The 17,495-nt window shown below is 65.5% G+C and carries 21 protein-coding genes; 4 read left to right on the top strand and 17 right to left on the bottom strand.

Features of this window, described 5'->3' with window-relative positions; all coding sequences use genetic code 11:
- Window positions 1-21 precede the first annotated feature (21 nt).
- Window positions 22-516 (bottom strand): hypothetical protein, encoded by a 495-nt coding sequence (locus tag AB0B58_RS24090; RefSeq protein WP_360227547.1) that lies wholly within the window; start codon window positions 514-516, stop codon window positions 22-24.
- 1,041 nt (window positions 517-1,557) lie between these two features.
- Between AB0B58_RS24090 and AB0B58_RS24085 the strand changes: the two genes are divergently transcribed.
- Complete coding sequence (locus AB0B58_RS24085; RefSeq protein WP_360227544.1) at window positions 1,558-2,439, top strand: hypothetical protein; 882 nt, start codon at window positions 1,558-1,560, stop codon at window positions 2,437-2,439.
- A 113-nt stretch (window positions 2,440-2,552) separates the two neighbouring features.
- Here AB0B58_RS24085 and AB0B58_RS24080 read toward each other — a convergent pair whose 3' ends face one another.
- On the bottom strand, window positions 2,553-2,894 hold the full coding sequence (locus AB0B58_RS24080; protein ID WP_360227541.1) for a hypothetical protein: 342 nt from the start codon (window positions 2,892-2,894) through the stop codon (window positions 2,553-2,555).
- Window positions 2,895-3,095: 201 nt separating this feature from the next.
- Here AB0B58_RS24080 and AB0B58_RS24075 point away from each other — a divergent pair, with 201 nt between their 5' ends.
- On the top strand, window positions 3,096-3,554 hold the full coding sequence (locus AB0B58_RS24075) for an Lsr2 family protein (protein WP_360227538.1): 459 nt from the start codon (window positions 3,096-3,098) through the stop codon (window positions 3,552-3,554).
- A 291-nt stretch (window positions 3,555-3,845) separates the two neighbouring features.
- Here the strand turns inward: AB0B58_RS24075 and cyaB are convergent, their stop codons facing one another.
- Genes cyaB through AB0B58_RS24060 form a run of 3 tightly spaced genes read right to left on the bottom strand, consistent with a single transcriptional unit; the run spans window position 3,846 to window position 7,568 of the window.
- Window positions 3,846-4,412, bottom strand: coding sequence for a class IV adenylate cyclase (cyaB, locus tag AB0B58_RS24070; RefSeq protein WP_360227535.1), 567 nt, complete (start codon window positions 4,410-4,412; stop codon window positions 3,846-3,848).
- Entirely contained in the window at window positions 4,409-5,509 is a 1,101-nt protein-coding gene (locus tag AB0B58_RS24065; protein WP_360227532.1) for an aldo/keto reductase, read from the bottom strand. Before AB0B58_RS24065 ends, cyaB begins: the two co-directional genes overlap by 4 nt.
- 40 nt (window positions 5,510-5,549) lie before the next feature.
- Entirely contained in the window at window positions 5,550-7,568 is a 2,019-nt protein-coding gene (locus tag AB0B58_RS24060; protein ID WP_360227529.1) for a radical SAM protein, read from the bottom strand.
- Between the two features lie 1,409 nt (window positions 7,569-8,977).
- Between AB0B58_RS24060 and AB0B58_RS24055 the strand changes: the two genes are divergently transcribed.
- Window positions 8,978-10,483 (top strand): helix-turn-helix transcriptional regulator, encoded by a 1,506-nt coding sequence (locus AB0B58_RS24055; RefSeq protein ID WP_360227526.1) that lies wholly within the window; start codon window positions 8,978-8,980, stop codon window positions 10,481-10,483.
- Between the two features lie 18 nt (window positions 10,484-10,501).
- The gene (locus AB0B58_RS24050; RefSeq protein ID WP_360227523.1) at window positions 10,502-11,143 is read left to right on the top strand and encodes a 2'-5' RNA ligase family protein; all 642 of its coding nucleotides are present in this window, start codon (window positions 10,502-10,504) and stop codon (window positions 11,141-11,143) included.
- Between the two features lie 54 nt (window positions 11,144-11,197).
- On the opposite strand, the gene AB0B58_RS24045 is transcribed toward AB0B58_RS24050, so the two are convergent.
- The 12 genes from AB0B58_RS24045 to AB0B58_RS23990 all read right to left on the bottom strand — a co-directional run bounded on the left by AB0B58_RS24045 (window position 11,198) and on the right by AB0B58_RS23990 (window position 17,300).
- Entirely contained in the window at window positions 11,198-11,569 is a 372-nt protein-coding gene (locus AB0B58_RS24045) for a hypothetical protein (protein WP_360227520.1), read from the bottom strand.
- Entirely contained in the window at window positions 11,566-11,856 is a 291-nt protein-coding gene (locus AB0B58_RS24040) for a hypothetical protein (protein ID WP_360227517.1), read from the bottom strand. The genes AB0B58_RS24045 and AB0B58_RS24040 overlap by 4 nt, the downstream gene beginning before the upstream one ends.
- On the bottom strand, window positions 11,853-13,025 hold the full coding sequence (locus AB0B58_RS24035; protein ID WP_360227514.1) for a hypothetical protein: 1,173 nt from the start codon (window positions 13,023-13,025) through the stop codon (window positions 11,853-11,855). The genes AB0B58_RS24040 and AB0B58_RS24035 overlap by 4 nt, the downstream gene beginning before the upstream one ends.
- The gene (locus tag AB0B58_RS24030; protein ID WP_360227511.1) at window positions 13,018-13,239 is read right to left on the bottom strand and encodes a hypothetical protein; all 222 of its coding nucleotides are present in this window, start codon (window positions 13,237-13,239) and stop codon (window positions 13,018-13,020) included. The genes AB0B58_RS24035 and AB0B58_RS24030 overlap by 8 nt, the downstream gene beginning before the upstream one ends.
- Complete coding sequence (locus AB0B58_RS24025) at window positions 13,236-13,853, bottom strand: toprim domain-containing protein (RefSeq protein WP_360228070.1); 618 nt, start codon at window positions 13,851-13,853, stop codon at window positions 13,236-13,238. The genes AB0B58_RS24030 and AB0B58_RS24025 overlap by 4 nt, the downstream gene beginning before the upstream one ends.
- Window positions 13,735-14,040: a CHC2 zinc finger domain-containing protein gene (locus AB0B58_RS24020; protein ID WP_360228067.1), complete on the bottom strand. Its 306-nt coding sequence runs from the start codon at window positions 14,038-14,040 to the stop codon at window positions 13,735-13,737. Before AB0B58_RS24020 ends, AB0B58_RS24025 begins: the two co-directional genes overlap by 119 nt.
- Window positions 14,041-14,114: 74 nt before the next feature.
- The gene (locus AB0B58_RS24015) at window positions 14,115-14,252 is read right to left on the bottom strand and encodes a hypothetical protein (protein WP_360227508.1); all 138 of its coding nucleotides are present in this window, start codon (window positions 14,250-14,252) and stop codon (window positions 14,115-14,117) included.
- A complete protein-coding gene (locus AB0B58_RS24010; RefSeq protein ID WP_360227505.1) occupies window positions 14,252-14,641 on the bottom strand; it encodes a hypothetical protein in 390 nt (129 codons plus the stop codon). The genes AB0B58_RS24015 and AB0B58_RS24010 overlap by 1 nt, the downstream gene beginning before the upstream one ends.
- Window positions 14,642-14,655: 14 nt before the next feature.
- The gene (locus AB0B58_RS24005) at window positions 14,656-15,489 is read right to left on the bottom strand and encodes an AAA family ATPase (protein WP_360227502.1); all 834 of its coding nucleotides are present in this window, start codon (window positions 15,487-15,489) and stop codon (window positions 14,656-14,658) included.
- Window positions 15,490-15,502: 13 nt separating this feature from the next.
- Window positions 15,503-15,886, bottom strand: a complete 384-nt coding sequence (locus AB0B58_RS24000) for a hypothetical protein (RefSeq protein WP_360227499.1) — start codon at window positions 15,884-15,886, stop codon at window positions 15,503-15,505.
- 116 nt (window positions 15,887-16,002) lie between these two features.
- A complete protein-coding gene (locus tag AB0B58_RS23995) occupies window positions 16,003-16,518 on the bottom strand; it encodes a hypothetical protein (protein WP_360227496.1) in 516 nt (171 codons plus the stop codon).
- Window positions 16,519-16,553: 35 nt separating this feature from the next.
- Complete coding sequence (locus AB0B58_RS23990; protein WP_360227493.1) at window positions 16,554-17,300, bottom strand: hypothetical protein; 747 nt, start codon at window positions 17,298-17,300, stop codon at window positions 16,554-16,556.
- Between the last annotated feature and the right edge of the window lie 195 nt (window positions 17,301-17,495).

Raw genomic sequence — 17,495 nt, 5'->3', positions numbered from 1 at the left:
AGATCACTCGATCATTCGTGTTTAGAAGTCCTCTTTGAAGCTTTCCGTCACCAGGGCGTAAGCCTCGTCGGACGTACCCTCCAGCACCGAGACGTTCGCCGCCGCGGCGCCCCCCACCACGACAAACTTCTGCTGCGGAAAAGCGGGCGCGGACGCGGCGACCGCGGCGACCGGCGCCGCATCAACCGCCAGCAGCAGGTCACAGCGACTCTGCACCAATCCGCCCAGATAGGTAGCGGCATTGCCCGCCGTCTGCGGCCCCCTGACCGCTACGAAGCTGACCTTCACCAGGCTTTCCAACGAGGCACGCTGCATGCCGGCCCAGACCGCCGCCGCCGGCGTACCCCTGACACCGCCCTCGCCGGTCAGCAGGCATGCCGTCTCCGCGCGATACCGCCGCTCGCGTTCGGGCTCGGACCCCGGACGCAACACCAACCAGGCGATCGAGCCGACGGCCACCACCGCGACCGCACCCGCGGTCCAAACTTGCCAGCGCTTACGCAGCAGCGTCTTCACAACGTCGTCTCCAGTTCGAGGGGGCGACAGGTTAACCCAGGAGGCAACACGCGAAGCACCCACGGCCAGGGCGCTCGAAATGAATCAGACGATGGGGAGCAGCCCGCGCTCATTGCGGGCAGGCGTCGATGTCGGCGGCTCGTGAGCGCTCCGAGCCGGCACGGTGCCCTGCGGTTTCGGTATGCCAACACCGGATGCGGCACGCGGAGTCGAGTTGGCCGGGCGGCTGGGTTGGGTTGGCCACTCGGGGTCGCGGGCCGACCGCACACCCAGCACATCCGACCGCCACTGGGATCAGGCATTCGGTCCGCCGGTGCGTGGGTGAGTCGGCGCCGACCGGTGACCCGTAGGTAAGGCCGGATACCTCGTTGCCGATCAGGCCGAGAGGGAAGCCTGCTGCGGCGCACAACGGGGGCGGCCCAGGTCAGCCAATCTGTCGTCGATCGGCCTGCGTCAGGTCAAGGAGGTCGGGTCTCCGACCAGGTGCCGTCGGAGCGTGGCCCACTCAGCCCGCAGTGCTCAAGGCTGCTCAACCGACGTTTCGGCTGGTGGTGGAGGTGCCCCCGGCAGGAATCGAACCTGCGACACACGGTTTAGGAACGGTGAGGCTCCATGATCTGGTAACGCCGCTGACCTGCGGCTGCGGCCCCACAACGGCCGCTTGAGTCAAGATCAGTACACGCATTTGACATAGCAGCGGGATACCGCGCTGACCCAATCACGGCAACACGGTAAAGCCGAGTCGCCCCATCCCATAGCAACGTACAGCCCCGGACGGCAGGTTGCCGCTGGGGCTTCTTCATGCTCGGAGGAAGCCATGACACCTACTCAGCTACAGCCCACCGAGCGAGCGCGTCGGCTCGTTATCGATGCCATGACGGCGCTCGTGCAGGCCGATGCTCTGCTCGCCAACGCCGCACGGACCGACACCGGCGTGACGTACCAGCGCGATGCCTCAGACGAGGTGCCCGGCCCGCTACCACCTGGCGTGGAGGGTCACCCCCACGGCTCCCGGACCGCCAACTCACGAGGGGGACTGTGATGAAGCCCCGTCACGTACGCACTGACGCCGTTGAGCAAGCGGCCCTCGTGCTGATACTGGTAGTCGTTGGCTGTCTTGCCGGCTGGGCATCGGTCGGTCACGTCGTGGACTGGACGATGGCCCACGTGCCTGCTGGCACGTCTGTCGCGTACGGGCGCACCAACGCCGCCGTCTCGGAGCTGGTGCCGATCGCCACATTGCTGGTGATCCGGCATCGACGCCGCCGAGGCCAGACGATCAGGTACCCCTTGGCCTTGCTGCTCATCGCGTCAGCCTTCAGCTTGACCGCGCAGCTCGCGGTGGCAAAGCCCGGCCTGAGCGGATGGGTCGTCTCAGCGGTCCCGTCGCTGGCCTTCATCGGCATCACGAAGCTTGTGCTGTCCCTTAAGCCCATAGCCCGCGAGTTGCCGCCCGAGCCCGTTCCTGAGCCAATTCGAGAGCCGACTACGCCGGTATTCCCAGTGACTCAGGAGCCAGTCCCCGTGAAAGCGATCTTCGCGTCAGCGCCCGAGCCGGAGACGCCGTACATGCCCAAGCGTGGGACCGCCCCCGCGGAAACCGGGCCTGCACTGAGTCGCAATACGGGCCAGGTCGACCAGGCCACGACGACGCCGTCCCGCCCTGGCGCGAGACCCGCGGCACCGGCCAAGCGCGTCCGACCCCGCTCGCTTACCAGCGCGGCGAAGGTTGAAGCGGCCGTGGCCGCGCTGCCGAAGAACGCTCGCGTGGAAGACGTGGCGGTCAAGGCCGGCGTCAGCGTGAGTACCGCGCGGCGTTACCTACCGAAGGAGCTGAAGAGGGCGGCAACACCCGCCAAGGAGCAGACCACTCCGAAGAAGGGCCGTGTCGGCTCCCGACCACTGACCGTGGGGGCGGCGTAGCTCCGAGAAGCGTGCAGCGGTCGGCCCGAGCGCAGGTAGCGGAAGCTGGTCCGCATGAGTAGCTACAGTATCGCCGGAGTGTTGGACCCGCCGTGGTTGGCTCCGGGCTCCCATTAGACGATGAGCGAAACGAAGTAGCCAACGACGGCCACCGTGATAAGCCCGAAGACAACGGCGCCCCACCAGCGAGTTCGGGGTACCAGAACGCGCCATGCAGCGGACGGTGCCATGAGCGACGCCACCAGCAGTGACACGTAGGCCGCTGCGGTCGAGCGTTCCCCGTGTTGCCCTGCCCACGGATGAATCTCCCAGAGCGCGTAGAAGAAGGCGTGGATAGCGCCGAACCAGCACAGGAGAGTGACCGCGACGGCGGCGATCACGCGGAAGATGAGGGCGAGCAGCCCTCGCTTGGGAGACGCGGGCGGTGCAGCACCGGCGGTCGTTCGGTTCCTCATCGCACGCTTCCGTAGGGCAGGTAGAGTCCTCTCACTCTGCACTCTTCCCGACTCCGCCCCTGCCAGCAGATGGTTCACTGTATTCGCCTAATATCATGGCCACATCATTCGCCCGGTGGAGCCGATCCTGGCGCGCATCTGGCAATCCGATATCTACTTTTCGGTTGATATGCGGAACCGAACCACACCGTATGAGGAAACATGGCGAAGCAGATTATCGAAACCCTGATTGACGACCTCGACGGGAGTGTTGCCACCGAGACTGTCACGTTCTCGTTCGACGGTAACAACTACACCATCGATTTGAGCGAGGCGAACGCCGCAGCGCTGCGTGAAGCCATGGAGCCGTACGTTGGTGCGGGCACGAAGATCGGCCGGGGGTTCGGCGCTTGGCGGCCGGGCATTACGCCGTCGCGGCGCCAGCAGTCCAGCAGGGCGGACAACAGGGCGATCCGTGAGTGGGCGGCGAGCAACGGTCACGAGTTGTCCGACCGGGGCCGCATTCCGCAGACCGTGGTCGAGGCGTACGAGGCGGCGAAGAAGGCACCCGCGGCGTTGTCAGGGAAGTCAGTCCGGAAGCCGACTGTCGCGGCCAGCAAGCCGGCTAGGCGAGCGCCGAGGAAGAAGGCCGCCCCGGCGGTGCAGTTCGCGTCAAGCTGATCGCACCGTTCTCCTCAGAATCGGGCATCTGCTGCCGATGGTGGTGAATGAACGGTGACCCCATCAACGGGTCAACCCCGGCGAAGGGATGGGGGTGGTCGATTGGTTACCGCGGAGAGCACGCGCCAGGCCCGTCCCTGTACAGATGCAGCACCTGCACGTTCGCAGGCGCCATCTGTCTCCTCGAAGGGGCGGGCCTCGGCGCGTTAGGGCGGGGAGCCGTGCGTAGCTCTCTCGCGACGAGCGCCGCTCCGCGCTTCTCCCCCTATTGCTTGGACTGGGCTGATGTCATTAGTGCTCGCGGCCAAGCATCATGTGTGGATAGCCCTTCTTGACCTGGTCCCCTAAGGGCGCCTCGAGATTGTCAATGAACGAGGTGAGGAGTTGAGCGGCCTCCGCGGCGTCGGCGGCCTCTCCCTTGAACTCGAACTCCACGAACGTGCCCAAGTTCTCGATAGTGTCGATGGCGACAGCGACTGGCACTTCACCGCTGAGATGCCATTCCTCGCGCTCCTTGTCGACCTTGATCATCTCTTTGAAGTTCAGGGCGGTGAGGAGCCTGCGGACGGCTTCCGGGTCGGTCACCCCGGTTTCGTATTCATCGGCGTGGGTCTTGACGAGCGCGTCGACCGGGTGCCACACCTTGAAGTTGAAGGACGAATCTCCGTTGTCCTCGACCCTGATGCGAAGCCACTCCGAGACTGCTTCGGGTTCGAGGAAGTCTCGATGAGGGGCGTTGTAGTAGGTGTCGATCTGGCGGGTGTGGTTGCCCGGCTTCGCGCCTCGGTCGGCGAGCGTCGCGCGCAAGGCGTCGGCGTCGTCGAGGACGTACTTCTTTTCTACCTCGATGTACTTCACGGGGCCCTCCTGAGCGTGATCGGCGGATGGTCAGCGGGTGCGTGGCGTCTTGCGTGGAGATCGGCGTGCAGGATGGCACGTGCTGGCCTGAGTGAACGGTGCACGAGTTGGATGTCGCCGGCGTCGATCGGTTGTGCTGCGGCCTCAATGCTGGCTCGGATCTGAGCGGCATTGCGGAACCCTACGAGGACCGCGGCATCTGCGCGCTGGAGTGCGTATCCGATGGCCGCACCGACGAACAGCGAAGGGTCTGCGTTGACGGACTGCCGGGCGCGGGCCAGGCCGTCGCGTACGGCGCGGAGAAGCGGCTGGCGGAAGGCCGGGTCTGCGCTGCGGTGGTCGTAGGCGCTGAACGATCGTGGCTGGTCAGGGTCGTGGGTGTCGAGCAGGATTCCTTGCGCGAGGGCCTGCTTGGTCAATACGCCGACGCCTCGCCGTCGAGCGAATGCGAACACGTCGGTCTCGTCGTCGGCGTATTCGTACGACAGGAGGTTGTGGCGGACAGTAAGGACATCGGGTTGAACGGCCGTGAACAGGTGCATGAAGCGGGCCGCCTGGCGCGACGCCTTGCCGAGGTCCTGGTTCGCCCATTCAACGGCGAAGTCATGCGGCGCGCGTAGCCCGACGGCTCGGATCAAACCCTGACGCCGCAGGTCGGAGATCACCTGCACCGCCTCGGCAAGCCGGACGTCTTGCGGTCCGAAGTCGGAACTGTGGAGGAAGTAGATGTCGAGGTAGTCAGTGCCGAGACGTTCGAGGCTGCGGTGGAACTGCTCTCGCATCTGAGCCGGATCGTAGGGATGGGTGCCCCGACCTGCGAAGTACCCCACCTTGCTGGACACGATTGCCTCATGGCGGGATATCTCGGCAAGGAGGATGCCCAGCAGTCGCTCGGATTGACCCATGCCGTACACGTCGGCCGTATCGAACAGGCGGACGCCGTGCTCGTAGGCGCACCGGAGCCCATCGAGAGCTGCTGCTGGATCAGCATCGTCCCAACCGATTGGGATGCGGCCGTTGGTGGCGGGACCGCCGATCGTCCAACATCCGGCACCGATGGCCGAGATCGGCATGTCGATGCCGGGCACGCGCCGCATCGGAAGCGCTCCCTTGCTCTGGGTCGGCGGCATCATCGCGTCACGTTCCGCACGGGTCGGAGGCGTTGATCGAGTGCCACGACTGGTTTTCCGCCCATCTGCCGTGCTCTGTTCGAAGCCGCCCACCGTCGCCGTCGCTCAGCTTCGCAGCGACTTCGTCAACAGTGCGCCCCATCTGAGTCCTGAGCTGTCCGATACGGGTGTCCATCATGGCAAGCACATCGGAGCGCAGCGACGCCACCGACGGCGTAGCAAGATCACATACCTGGACGAGTGCCAACATGTCGCCGAAGACCTGGAAGGCCGCGTCCTTTAGTACGGTCCGCGCTTGTCGGACGCTATGGCGCGGCTGGCCGTCGAGAACCTTCTCCAAGGATTTGAGGGTGTAGTCCAGGGCGAAGTTCCGGTCGACCCAGAGCTGCGCCTGCTGCGAGCAGACACCGATGCGCCAGTCCGCGTATTCGGCATCGACGCGGCCCATCGACGGGCAGGCTTCGCGCGTCAGACCGGCGGCCTGCGCTGCGCGGGTGTAGGCCGCACCGATGAGGCACTCCATCGACACCAGCATGTACGACACGCCTCTGTAGAAGGGCTCACCGAGGGCGTGCCGGCGGACGAACGTGTCGTCGCGTACGCCATGCACGATCTCTTCAACGCTCAACTCCGGTAAAGGTCGCAGGAGCAGGTCAACGCGGTTCTGGAACTCGTACGTTGCCGTGAGTTCAGCCTGGCTCATGAGGGGGTCGAAGGTGATGTATGTGAAGCGCGTCGGGACGCCAAGCGCCGACAGCGTCCGGATCGCCAGGGCGTTCTGGTCGCTGGTGGTCTCCTTGTTGAACCGTTCGAGGATCGAGGTCACGCCTGACTCGACACCGAACAGGCAGCGCCGCAGCCCGTGTTGTCGCAGCTCGCGCCACATGCTGGCCCGTTCGACATGCCACGCCTGATCTTCGCTGGGCAGAACGACCTGATCGATGCGGCAGCTCGTCTCCCAGCGGAAGCCTGCTTCATGAACCGTTCGTGCCACTGACAGAGCCCGGTCTACTGCGCCTTCGTCGCGGCCGATGAACTCTTCGTCCACCAGGTACAGCGTCCGCGACACCTCAGGATGCCGGTCGAAGACGTCACGCATCGCGGCGAGAATCCACGGAAGCTGTTCCGGAGCGGAGCCGGACCACGAGCCCTTATGCCCCCGTGGGCAGAACGAACAGAAGTTCGTGCACCCCCGCGACGTTTCGAGCTGCGCCACGCCGCGGTGTCGGAACGTGGAGTCAAGGAGATCCAACTCGGGGAAGATGTCGGTCTGCGCACGGTTGCCGACTGCGCCTGTGCGACGAAACGGCCTGATCGCTAGCCCGCCGCCTCGGGGTGCCCCGTGATAGCCGATGCCGCGCACCTCTGCGAGTTCAAGGTCGCCGTGCCAGTGGGCGATGAGGTCCTGGATAGTTGCTTCGCCGGCACCCCGGGCGATCAGGAGATTCGGATACTGCTCCAGCAGAAGCCGTTCATTGCGAGCGGTGAGGCTGCCTCCTGCGATGGTCAACGAGGGCCGGTCCAGGCTGCCGATATGGTCGAGTAGCTGCACCATCAAGTCGTGCTGGCCGAAGGTGGCCGAGACACCGATGATGTCCGGGGTCCAGCGCTCGATCTCGGCTGTGACGTCGTTGAGTGCTACGCCGAGCTGCATGTCCATCAGCCGAACCTTGCCCATCAAGGTCGCCCGTGCGGCGCGAGCGAGGTCGGATATGGCCAGAGGGAACCGTGGAAGGGGGAAGTGCTCTGGGTGATAGAGCGCGACCAACAGGACACGCGGTCTCATCAGGCGGTGGACTACTTCGTCGCCGAGCACGCCCGAGGAGTTCCAGGAGATCGGTTCATCGATCTGCATCCCTTGCTGCGCCCATGCGGGCCACTCACGTGATGCATGATCGCGACCGGACAGGTCGGCAAGCTGCCATCGCCGCTCCGAGGGGTTCACTTCCGCCAGCAAAAGGCGGCGGTCGAGAGTTCCGGAAATCAACAGCCGATGCGGAAGGAGGCAAGCAAGTTCCTTCTCCATTTCCGCAGGATCGGTCAGCAGGAGACGAGTCTTGAGGGATCTTTGGAGAGGGATTCTCCGTACCCTATTAACCGAAGCGATGAGTCGGTCATGGGCATCCAGGGCGGCGGTGATAAGCATGAGTCCTCCGGAACTGGTGAACCACGCGAACTAGGCGTATGCAGGCTGACGCGGGCCCTTCGATACCCGAGGCGTGGGTGGGCGGATGAGCCGCCTATCTATGTGCAGGGGGAATACGAGATTTCGCGATTGGTCTAATGCGGCTTGCAGCTCTCCGGGTTCGAGCGTTAGGAGAACGCACCCGCGCTCCTTGTCGTAGCCCACGGAGACGACGTCAACGTAGATGCCGGCAATGCCTACTGCGACGGTGTCGTTGTCGTACCGGCTTGCCAGGGTGATGAGGTCATTGCGCTGCATTGGAGGACGTGCCTCTCGTTCGCCGGTCGGGCATTGGGTGTTGGCGTGCGGGCAGCAGAGCCGCCGCTCGGAGGTAAATCTCAATCGGCCGCCATTCCGAACCGCAGCGCGTCGGGACGCCGGGGGCGTATTCCACGGCAGCGAACCACCACGGCTCGCCGCGATACTTCACCAGTGACTTGACGGCGACGACTCGGACCATGATTGGGCCAAGGCCGTATCGATAGTCATCCTCGGAGAGTGCATATACCGCGCCGGGTTGCGGCGGGGTTCGGCTGCCGCTTTTCACCTTCACATCTTTCGGATCGCATCGCGGAGGCGTTCGAGATCAAACACGCTCAGGCCCGGAGCATCGTCACACCATTCACCGTCGGTGCATCGAACCTTCGCTCGGCCCACGTACCGAGCTGGCGCGTCGACTGGCAGCTCTGCCCCTGGTATTCGCTGGGGCAGCGTTGGGGTGCGAGGCATGTCCAGACTTCCTCTGAAAGAGTCATGAAGGGCGATGGGTTGCTGCGGCTGCTGCGGAGACGACCGTTTCCAACTCCCGGGCCAACGTGCTCGGCAGGTGCGGCCAGGCCGCGGTCGCCGGGCGGTCCTGTATCTCGCGGAGCCTCAACTCAAGGCACGGCCACGGCAGTCCGCACGTGCAGCGAGCGCGGCGAAGCCCCCAACGCGGCTGTCGCCGGTGCATAGGATCACCCCCAAGGCGGAAGCAGGCACGAGACATCGATTGACATCTACGAATTTGTGGCTGGGCCCAACGCTTGCCCTTGCACAATCAGGATGCTGTGGAGCGGCCCGGAACGGAGTACCACGGATGGAGAGAATTTTCCCCAGGCTGTGATGTGCCCTGAGCTGGGGAAACGGTCCGCAAGGAAGCGGCAACTCACCACTTTGATTGGTCCAAGGCTCCCGACGAGTCCTGTCCTAGCGCAGACCGGGCGGCAATAATCGGTGACAGCCAACAAGTCTGAAAGTGAGTGAGGCGAGTGTCGCGCACAACAGGGACCAAGGCTGAACGCGACGACGTTCGGCTTGCCCTCGGTGGGTTCGGCGCCAGCGTCGGCGTGGTCGCGGCCGAGTTGCAGCGCCGGTTCGGTCTACGGCCGCGGGAAGCATTTCGCCAGGCGCACGACTGGACCCAAGATCAAGCTGCGTCGAAGCTCAACGCTCTCGGGACTGAACTGGCTGCGTTCACGGGTGCTCGCATCAGCGACTACGAGAGGTGGCCGTTCGGCGGTCGCCGGCCTTCCGTGGCGGTACTCTCCACACTGGCTGACGTATACGAAACCAGCACATCCTCGCTCGTAGACCTGGACGATCTTGCCAACATGCCCCCTGGGGATAGAGCCGTCCTCGGCCCATCTCTCAAGGCGCACCGTCCCGCCGCACCTGGCCCGGCTCGTGAGGTTGACCATGGGCGTGAACGGCCCCAGGGCATACCGTTGAGCCAGCGGGTAAGGCTGGAGAACGAGACGGATCTGGTGATCGCAGTGACCGAACGGGTCCAAGACTTCGGTTCGTGGAGCGAGTCCACGAACGTGGGTCCCACGACGCTGGACGACATCGCCGCCTCTACCCGTCGCATCGCTCGGGACTATCTCAGCCAGCCGCCGCTAGCCGTCTATGGCCGCGCCGGTGCTCTGGCCGATCGCGTGTTCTGGCTCCTGCAAACGGGGCACCAACCGCTTGAACAAAGCCGTGAACTCTACCGTTGGGCCGGGTACCTGTGCTCGCTTCTCGCGTGGATGGCAGGCGATCTGGGACATCCTGCCGCAGCCGAGTCGCAGATACGGATCGCGTGGACATGCGCAGAGCCAGCAGCGGACCCGACGCTACGGGCGTGGGTGCAATCCACGATGAGCAAGATTTACCTGTGGGACCAGCGGTATGAGGAAGCTGCATCGGCCGCAGCACGTGGCTTCGAGTACGCACCGCAAGGAACAGCAGCAATCATGCTTGCTTGCCAGGAAGCTGACGCATGGGCAGAGATCGGTGCCGGTGATCTCGCTGAAGCCGCATTGAGGAAAGCAGAAGAAGCTCGCCAACACGCCAGCCAGGATGTCGTCGGTGGCCTATTCGCCTGCAACCCGCTTCGGCAGCACAACTATGCTGGTGCAGTTCAATTACGCATCGGCAATTCAGCCGACGCCATCGACCATGCCAACGCCGCACTGTCCGCGGCAGATAGCGAAGCCGCGCCTGCATACGGCACCGTGGCGCAGGTGCGGATTTGGGCGGCAACCGCCCATCTAAAGTCGGCATCAGATCAGCTCATCGGCCCAAATGGAGTCGAGGGTGCCGCAGAAATTTTGGGGCCAGTACTTGCCTTGCCCCCAGAACAACGGTTGGACACGGTCGTGAGGCGACTACGCGGCGTCGGACGACTGTTGGGATCTAATCCTTCACTGCGGGGCAGCCTGCCAGCGAAGAGTTTGCACTCGGAGATCAGCAGTTTCTGCCTAACGGGCAGTACTCCTCAACTACCCGCCTAAGTCACAAGAGGATGTTTCATGACCAATGTGAACGCCGATAGCGTGAAAGATCACTGGTATTGGCGACCGGGCTGGCACGTCGGCGCGCGCTTCTATACATGGCATATCACGTTTAGTGGTCAGTCCGAGGTCATCCGACTGGCAAAGGGTTACCGCGATGTTCTTGATCAGCAGTCAATACTCGACGTCGTGCCCGACGAGTGGCTGCACCTGACGATGCAGGGCATTGGATTCGTTAACGAAGTCTCCACGGAGGACGTCGATTCAATTGTCGCCCAAGCGCGTCAGCGCTGCGCGAACCTGGCGCCGATGAAACTGCGCATCGGACGGCCGCACGTCGATCCTGAGTCGATACAGATTGCGATTGAACCAGCCGGGCCGGTGCGGGCACTCCGTCAGGAGATAAGATCTTCAATTGGCGAAGTTTGGGGCTTCGATCGCATACCTGAACCGGCGGAGCCATATAATCCACACATGAGCCTGGCATACATCAACGCCAAGGGGCCCGCGGCGCCATTGGTTAAGGCGCTTGAGGAGGTGTCGGCATTGTCTGCCGAGGTGAGAATATCTTCATGTCAGCTAATTGTCCTCAATCGCGACAACGGCATGTACGTCTGGGAACCGTATGCAACCGTTGCGTTAGGTGAATCAAGCCCCTAGCGGATAGACAAATGTCGCCCCCTTCACCGTGTCGGTGGAGGGGGCGACTTTGTCTCATGCTGTTTGTTGCGCTTCGTCCGAGGATTCGCCGTTCAGGACACCCACGATTCGGCCGACGCCTTCGGTCAAGAGGACCGAGATCCGCGGCTGGGACACCTCCTGCCGGCGGGCGATCTGCTTCTCGGGCCAGTCGAGGCCGTATCGCAGGAAGAGGGCGCGTCGCTGGCCGGTGGTGAGCGGAGCACCGCGCCAGCCGGCCTTGATGTCGGCGAGGTGGGCGTACAGGGTGCCTGCGTGGGCTGGGTCGGTCGGGGCGCGGGGCATGTCGGGGTCGGGCATGGTCGGGTTGTCGAGCCCGTACGCGTACTGCGAATCCCAGACGGCCGGTAGCAACCATTCCACGAGGCGCCGGTCGTAGTTGCTCACGCTGCCTCCGTAACACGGTCGAGGGTGATGGTGCGGTTCCTGCGGTACGCCTCGGGTCGGACTGCGTCGACCAGGCGGTGTCGCAGCCAGGTGAAGACCAGGCCGCGGTTGTCGCTGTCGTAGTGCCCGCGGATCAGCTCCGCGTTGCTGGCGCAGAGGATCAGTGCGTCCTGGTAGAGGTCTTCGACGTCGGTGATGCCGCGGTATTCGCTGGCGACGCTGTGTGCGGCCCTGACGGCGATGTCGCGGATGCCGATGAGTTCCAGGACGGTCCAGTCGGCGGTCACCGGATGACCTCCTTGATGTTGGTGTGGCCGTCCTTGGTGACGGCGACGATCAGGCCGGGTGCTGCGGTGGTGCCGGTGGCGTGGCGCCACCAGGTGGATTCGGATTCCAGGGCCGGCGTTTGGATGAAGGTCCGCGCGCTGTCGGTGTCGATGTGTTCGTGGTGCAGGTGTCCGGCGACGAGCAGGTCAGCGCGGTGCATGGCGCTGGTGGTGTTGAAGGCTTGGCCCTTCCACCAGTCGAAGTGTTTGCCGGGTCGCCACTGGTGCCCGTGGGCGTGTGCGATGACGGTTCCCGCGACGTCGAGGACGACGGTCAGCTCGTCGGTCTCCGGAACGAAGAAGTCGACGTGGCTGAACGCGGCCGGGTTGAGCTGGACGGCGTCATGGACGGCGATCAGGGATTCGGTGTCGTGGGAGTCGTCGTAGCGGGTGATGCCGCGTCCGGCGATGCGGACGGCTTCGCCGTGGTTGCCCGGCACGGCCGCCATGGTCAGCCGGGTGGCCAGCGGGGCGAACGTCGTCAGGGCGTGCAGCATGACCCGGCGGGTCAGGCGGATCTGCTCCGACAAGGTCAAGCCCGTGCGCCATGTGTTGGCCGCGCCCTGGGAGTTGAAGCCCTCCACGTGGTCACCGAGCCAGCCCACGTGAACGTGGCCGATGTCGAACCGCTGCCGGTACGTGGCGAGCAGATCGGCGGCCCGGTTGAGTCCGGTGATCGTGCGGCGCAGAGTGCCAGCCACCCCATCGCCATCGACCTTTCCGAACTGCATGTCGCCCAGGAGCACGAGGTATCCGTGATCGCCGTCGGGACGGTCTAGGGCCGGCGTGTGGCGGCCGATCTCGCTGATCAGATCGTCCAGGTCGGGCAGCCTTACCGGCTCGCCGCGATGGGCGAAGGACCAGCGAGCGCTGACGCCAGTGGCGCCGCCGGGCATCGTCCACTGCGAGGATCGGTAGCCCGTCGGGATCCACTGCTCCGGGTCCAAGCCGCGTTCCCGCAATACCTCTGCGGCGGCGTCGTCGGTGACCTGCGGCGCCGGGCCGCGCAGGGTGACCGAGGCGGTGTCGCCGGTGACGTCGATGCGGCGGGTGAGCGCCGGGTCCTTCGCGTCGCCGGTGGCGCGGCCGACGGGCTTGGCGAGCAGTTCGGCGACGAGGGCGTCACTCATCGGTCACGCTCCTGTCTGGGGTGAGAGTGCGGCGGTAGGTGCGGATCGTGGACGCCGACACCGGCGTGCCGTTGCGGGTTAGCCAGTCGGCGAGGTAGTCGGCACTGGTCCCGCCCACCAGGTGCGGCAGGAATGCCGCCCGCATGTCGGTATTCATTGCGGTCCAGGCATCGCGCAGTTTCGGGCCGGGGGTGCCCGGCAGGTCGGGGGTCATGGGCGGCTCGCTGAGGTGATGAGGTCGTGCAGCGCTTGCGCCCCGCCGGCCTGGTAGGTCTCGGTGACGTCGCCGTCGCGCAGCCGCACGGGCTTGGCGGTGCGCAATGCCCGGGTGACCCGGTTCGCCAGCTCGGCGCCTGCCTCGTCCGGGTCGGCCCACACCCACACCCGGTTGAAGCCCGCGAACAGGCGCCGATAGTGCGCTCGCCACGCGTTGCTGCCGGACACCGCGACGGCGGGCAGGCCGACGCGGTTGAGGATGATCGCGTCCAGCTCGCCTTCGCAGAGGTGGATCTCGTCGTCGGCCCGTGCGATGGCGGCGACGTTGAACAGGCGGCCTGGCTCGTCGGTCACGGCCATGTACTTGCCGTGGCCGTAGTCGCGGTGGTCGTGGGCTTGCAGGCAGCGGAACCGCAGCGATAGCGGCTGGCGCTCGGGGCCGAGGTAGGGGATGGCGAGGAAGCCGGCGAACTTGGCGTGGCCGGGGGCGGGGTCAGCGGCGACGCCAAGCCGGAACGTAGCGGCTGTCTCGCGGTCGATCCCGCGTGCCAGCAGGTAGCGTGCGGCGTCGGCCGTAACGGCTGCCTGATAGCTCGCTGTCGCTTCCTCCAGTGCTTCGCGCTGCGAGGTTGAGAGAGGTTGCAAGGGCTCGTGCTCGGGCAAATCCGATGCCCTCCTTCTCCATGATCAGTTGGTAGGCGTCGCCGCCCTTGCCGCATGAGTGGCAGTGCCACACCTCGCGTTCCAGTTGCAGAGACAGCGACGGCGTGCGGTCGTCGTGCAGCGGGCAGTGGGTCATCTGCGACACCCGGTCGGGCCTGTACGGCACGTCGTAGTGGTCGAGTACGGCGGTCAAGGTGGGGCGGGGATCGGTCATCCGCTGCGCATCACCCGGCTCACCGCGGCCACCGGATCGAGCAGGAACAGCCGGGTGACCTCGTCCCCGAGGGCTCGATGGTGGCGCTGGACGTCGCCGTGGCGAGCCTTGCGTCGTTGCCGGAAGCGAGTCATCACGCCTCCAACCCGAAGTAGTCGCGCAGCGTGGTCAGCACGTAGGCGTCGCGCCAGTTCGCGTTACGGCGCTTGACGACGGCGATGCCGGCCACATCGGTCAGGGACAGGCCACGGTGGAACGCGAAGTGCGCCGCCTCCACGCTGGCCTGCTCGGCGAAGGCCGCCGGGTGCAGTACGCCGGCCTTGGCCTCGATGACCACGAACCGGCGCCGCAGCACCGTGTCCTCGGGCCGCAGGCGTACGACGTGATCGCCTTCGTCCTCGGCGCCGGTCAGCGCCAGGCGCTCGATGTCCAGGCCCGCGCCGCGCAGACCGTCTCGGAGGTCGGCTTGCCAGCGTGAGCCGGCTCGGCGGTTACGGGCGTTGCGCGAAGCAACGTCAGTCACGTGCTCCCCCTTTCTCAAGTGAGCTGCACCTGCGGTGCGCGGAAGTACGGCCGCGCGTGGAACCGGGTCCGCTCGGGCTCGCAGTACAGGAGCGCGAAACTGCGCGCCGTCGGATCGGACGGACCCATGCGCTGCTTGATGACAGCGACGCGGTACTCCAGCGAGGACGGGTCCAACGCCACCGACAGCGACAGCTCCGGCTTCTCCGACAGGCCGCCTTTGACCTGATCCCTGCTCGGCGGGGACCACGGGTCGCTCTTGGCTTCCCAGCTCTTGTCTGAGGCGTGGTGCAGGATGATCACGGTGGCGCCCGTGTTGCGGGCCAGCTCGGTGACGCCGGACATCACTGCCATCTGTTCCGTGTAGTCGGTTTCGGCGTTCTCGAAGTCCATGAGGTTGTCCAGCACGATCACTTGCGGGTAGGCGTCCCACAGCTCGACGTACGCCTCCAGCTCCTCATCGAGTGCCGGCCAGGTGATCGGGGCTCCGAAGCTGAACGTGAGGCGGCTGTGGGACAACGCGTCGAGGTAGCGCGCACGGGTTGTGCCTCCTTGTTTCATGCCGGCCTCCACCTGTTCGGTGGTGTCGCCCGTTGCCATGGAGGCCAGGCGGGTGGAGGCGGTGAACGGGCTCATGTCGGCGCTGAAGTACAGCGTCGGAAGATTCATGGATGCCGCCCAGAACAGGGCGAAGCCGCTCTTCTGCGTGCCGCTTCGTCCGGCGATCATGATCACTTCGCCGTGCCGGGGCCGGCATCCGCGGCGATACAACGCCTCGAATGCCGGCACCCGGGGCAGCTCGCGGCCGGACTCGGCGTGCAGGCGAAGCGACCGGCGAGGGGTCAACACCTGCGGGCGCCTCTCAGTCGAAGGACGGCATGTCGCCCGACGACAGCGCGGCGGTCACGGCGGCCTCACGCTGCTCGTAGAACGCGGCCACGGCGGCCTCGATAGACGGCTCGACGTCGCGGAACGCGAAACCGGAGCCACGGCGTGTGGGCACGCGGCGCACCACAGCAACCATCGGGGTGCCGATCAGCCGCTCCAGGGTGGACGTGAGCATGCCGTGCACCACTTTGGCGCCCTTGATGACCTCGCTGGGAGTGCCCCGGTCCAGCGACTCGGCGGTAGCGAAAATCGTTACGTCCGCGGTGACCTCGTCGCGCAGGGTTGTTTCGCCCTGGTAGGTGTTCGGAACACCCTTGTCGATCTTCGTCGGTTCGATGAGCAGCGCCACGTCGGTCATGTGGTCGCCTGGCTTGAAAATGGTGCCGCCGGAGAACTCCGAGGGCTTGGCAAACGGGGACGTCAGGGGAATCTCCTCCTACAAACTTTACACAATGGGGTGTGGGTTTCAGCGGCCTACGTGAGTGCTCGGCCTCGCGCCTTCCAGGCGGCCGTGACGCTGGGGTCGGCGAAAGCTGCCTGGTTCTCCGCCCACAGCCGCTGAAGGGTCTTCACGTCCGCGGCCTGCTCGATGAGGGCGATCAGCGGATGCTGCTGAGGCTCGGCGGTGACAGGCGGGGTGGTCAGCCCGGCCGCGGGCTCGGTGGCGGGGTGTGGCTGCTGGGCCTGCGTCCATGGGTCGCGTTCTGCGGCCTGCCGCGGTGTCGCTGAGGTCTCGGGGCCGGAGGCGATGACGATGCCGCCGAGAGTGCCGGCGATGGCGCCCACGGCGCGTGCCGTGGTGGTGGCGTTGACGACCAGATCCGACAGTGTCACCCCCACAACATTTTCACGTTCGAGGCCGAAGAACGCCACGAGGCTGGCGCGCACCTGGTTAACGTCGCCGCGGAACGTCGCGGTCGTGCCCGTAGGGCTCTGGTACGGGATGGTTACGGTGATGTTCGGTCCGGTCAGGCTGATGTCGGCCTCCACGCGTTTGTCCCTCCATGATCGCTCGCTTACAAACTTTACACGTTGAGCCCGGAGGCGACAACCTCTTTGATCGTTGCGGTCGGATCGAACTGCTTCAGCACCGACTTGCGGGACCGCATGGCGCGTACCTGCCGCGCGACCTGGACGGCGTCCCAGCCGAGGGCGAGGTCGATCCAGTGCACGGTGCAGATCGCCGATCCGGGCGTCAGGTGGATGATCAGGCCCCAGTGCGGATTGACCTGGGGCAGCGGTGAGCGTGCCCCGGTGGTGTGGTCGTAGAACTGCCCACGGCTGTAGACCGCGAGCTGCATCGCGAACTTCAGGGTGCCGTGCTGTAGTGATCCGGTCTTCAGGTCGGTGATCAGGTTTCCGGTGAGGTAGTCGCCGTCGGGGCCGGGGCCGTCGTAGTAGCTGATGCGGTCCGGGGTGCCCGCAACGCGTAGGTCATCGACCACGACAAGCCGCTCCACGTGGATCACGTCGAGGTGCACCGTGGCGAGCTTGTACGCGGCCATGTCGGCAACGTCGGCCGCGGAGTGTGCCGGCAATGGTTCGCCTCGGTCGACGTACTCCGACAGGGTGTGCAGGTGCGTGCCGTGATCGCGTCGGCTCGCACTTCCCGCGGCGTTGGCTGCCCGCTCCGCGAGCGCGTTGAGCGGCTGCTTGTGCTGCGGGTCTGCGGGGTCGAGGCTTCGGGCCTGGGCGAGTAGATCCGGGCTTCGCGCGGCACCAGCAAGGACCATGCGCTTGGACCAGGCCGTCAACTGCGTCTTGTCCTCCATGCAGTCCACGAACGTGGTGCATCGGGTGTATGGAACAGGACGATCGTTACCTGGCACTTGAACGAGGGGGCGGCCTCGTCCGTCTCGGGGCACGGATGAGGTGTCGCGGTCTGATCCGGGGTGGACTGTGCTCGGCTGGCTGAGCATGACCATGAAGCGAGGATGCCTCCACGTCTGTAGGAGTGCGACCGCATC

Source organism: Actinoplanes sp. NPDC049118 (assembly GCF_040648555.1).
Taxonomy (GTDB): domain Bacteria; phylum Actinomycetota; class Actinomycetes; order Mycobacteriales; family Micromonosporaceae; genus Actinoplanes.
Note: the sequence above shows the minus strand (reverse complement) of the source record. Positions and strands in the feature narration are given on the sequence as shown.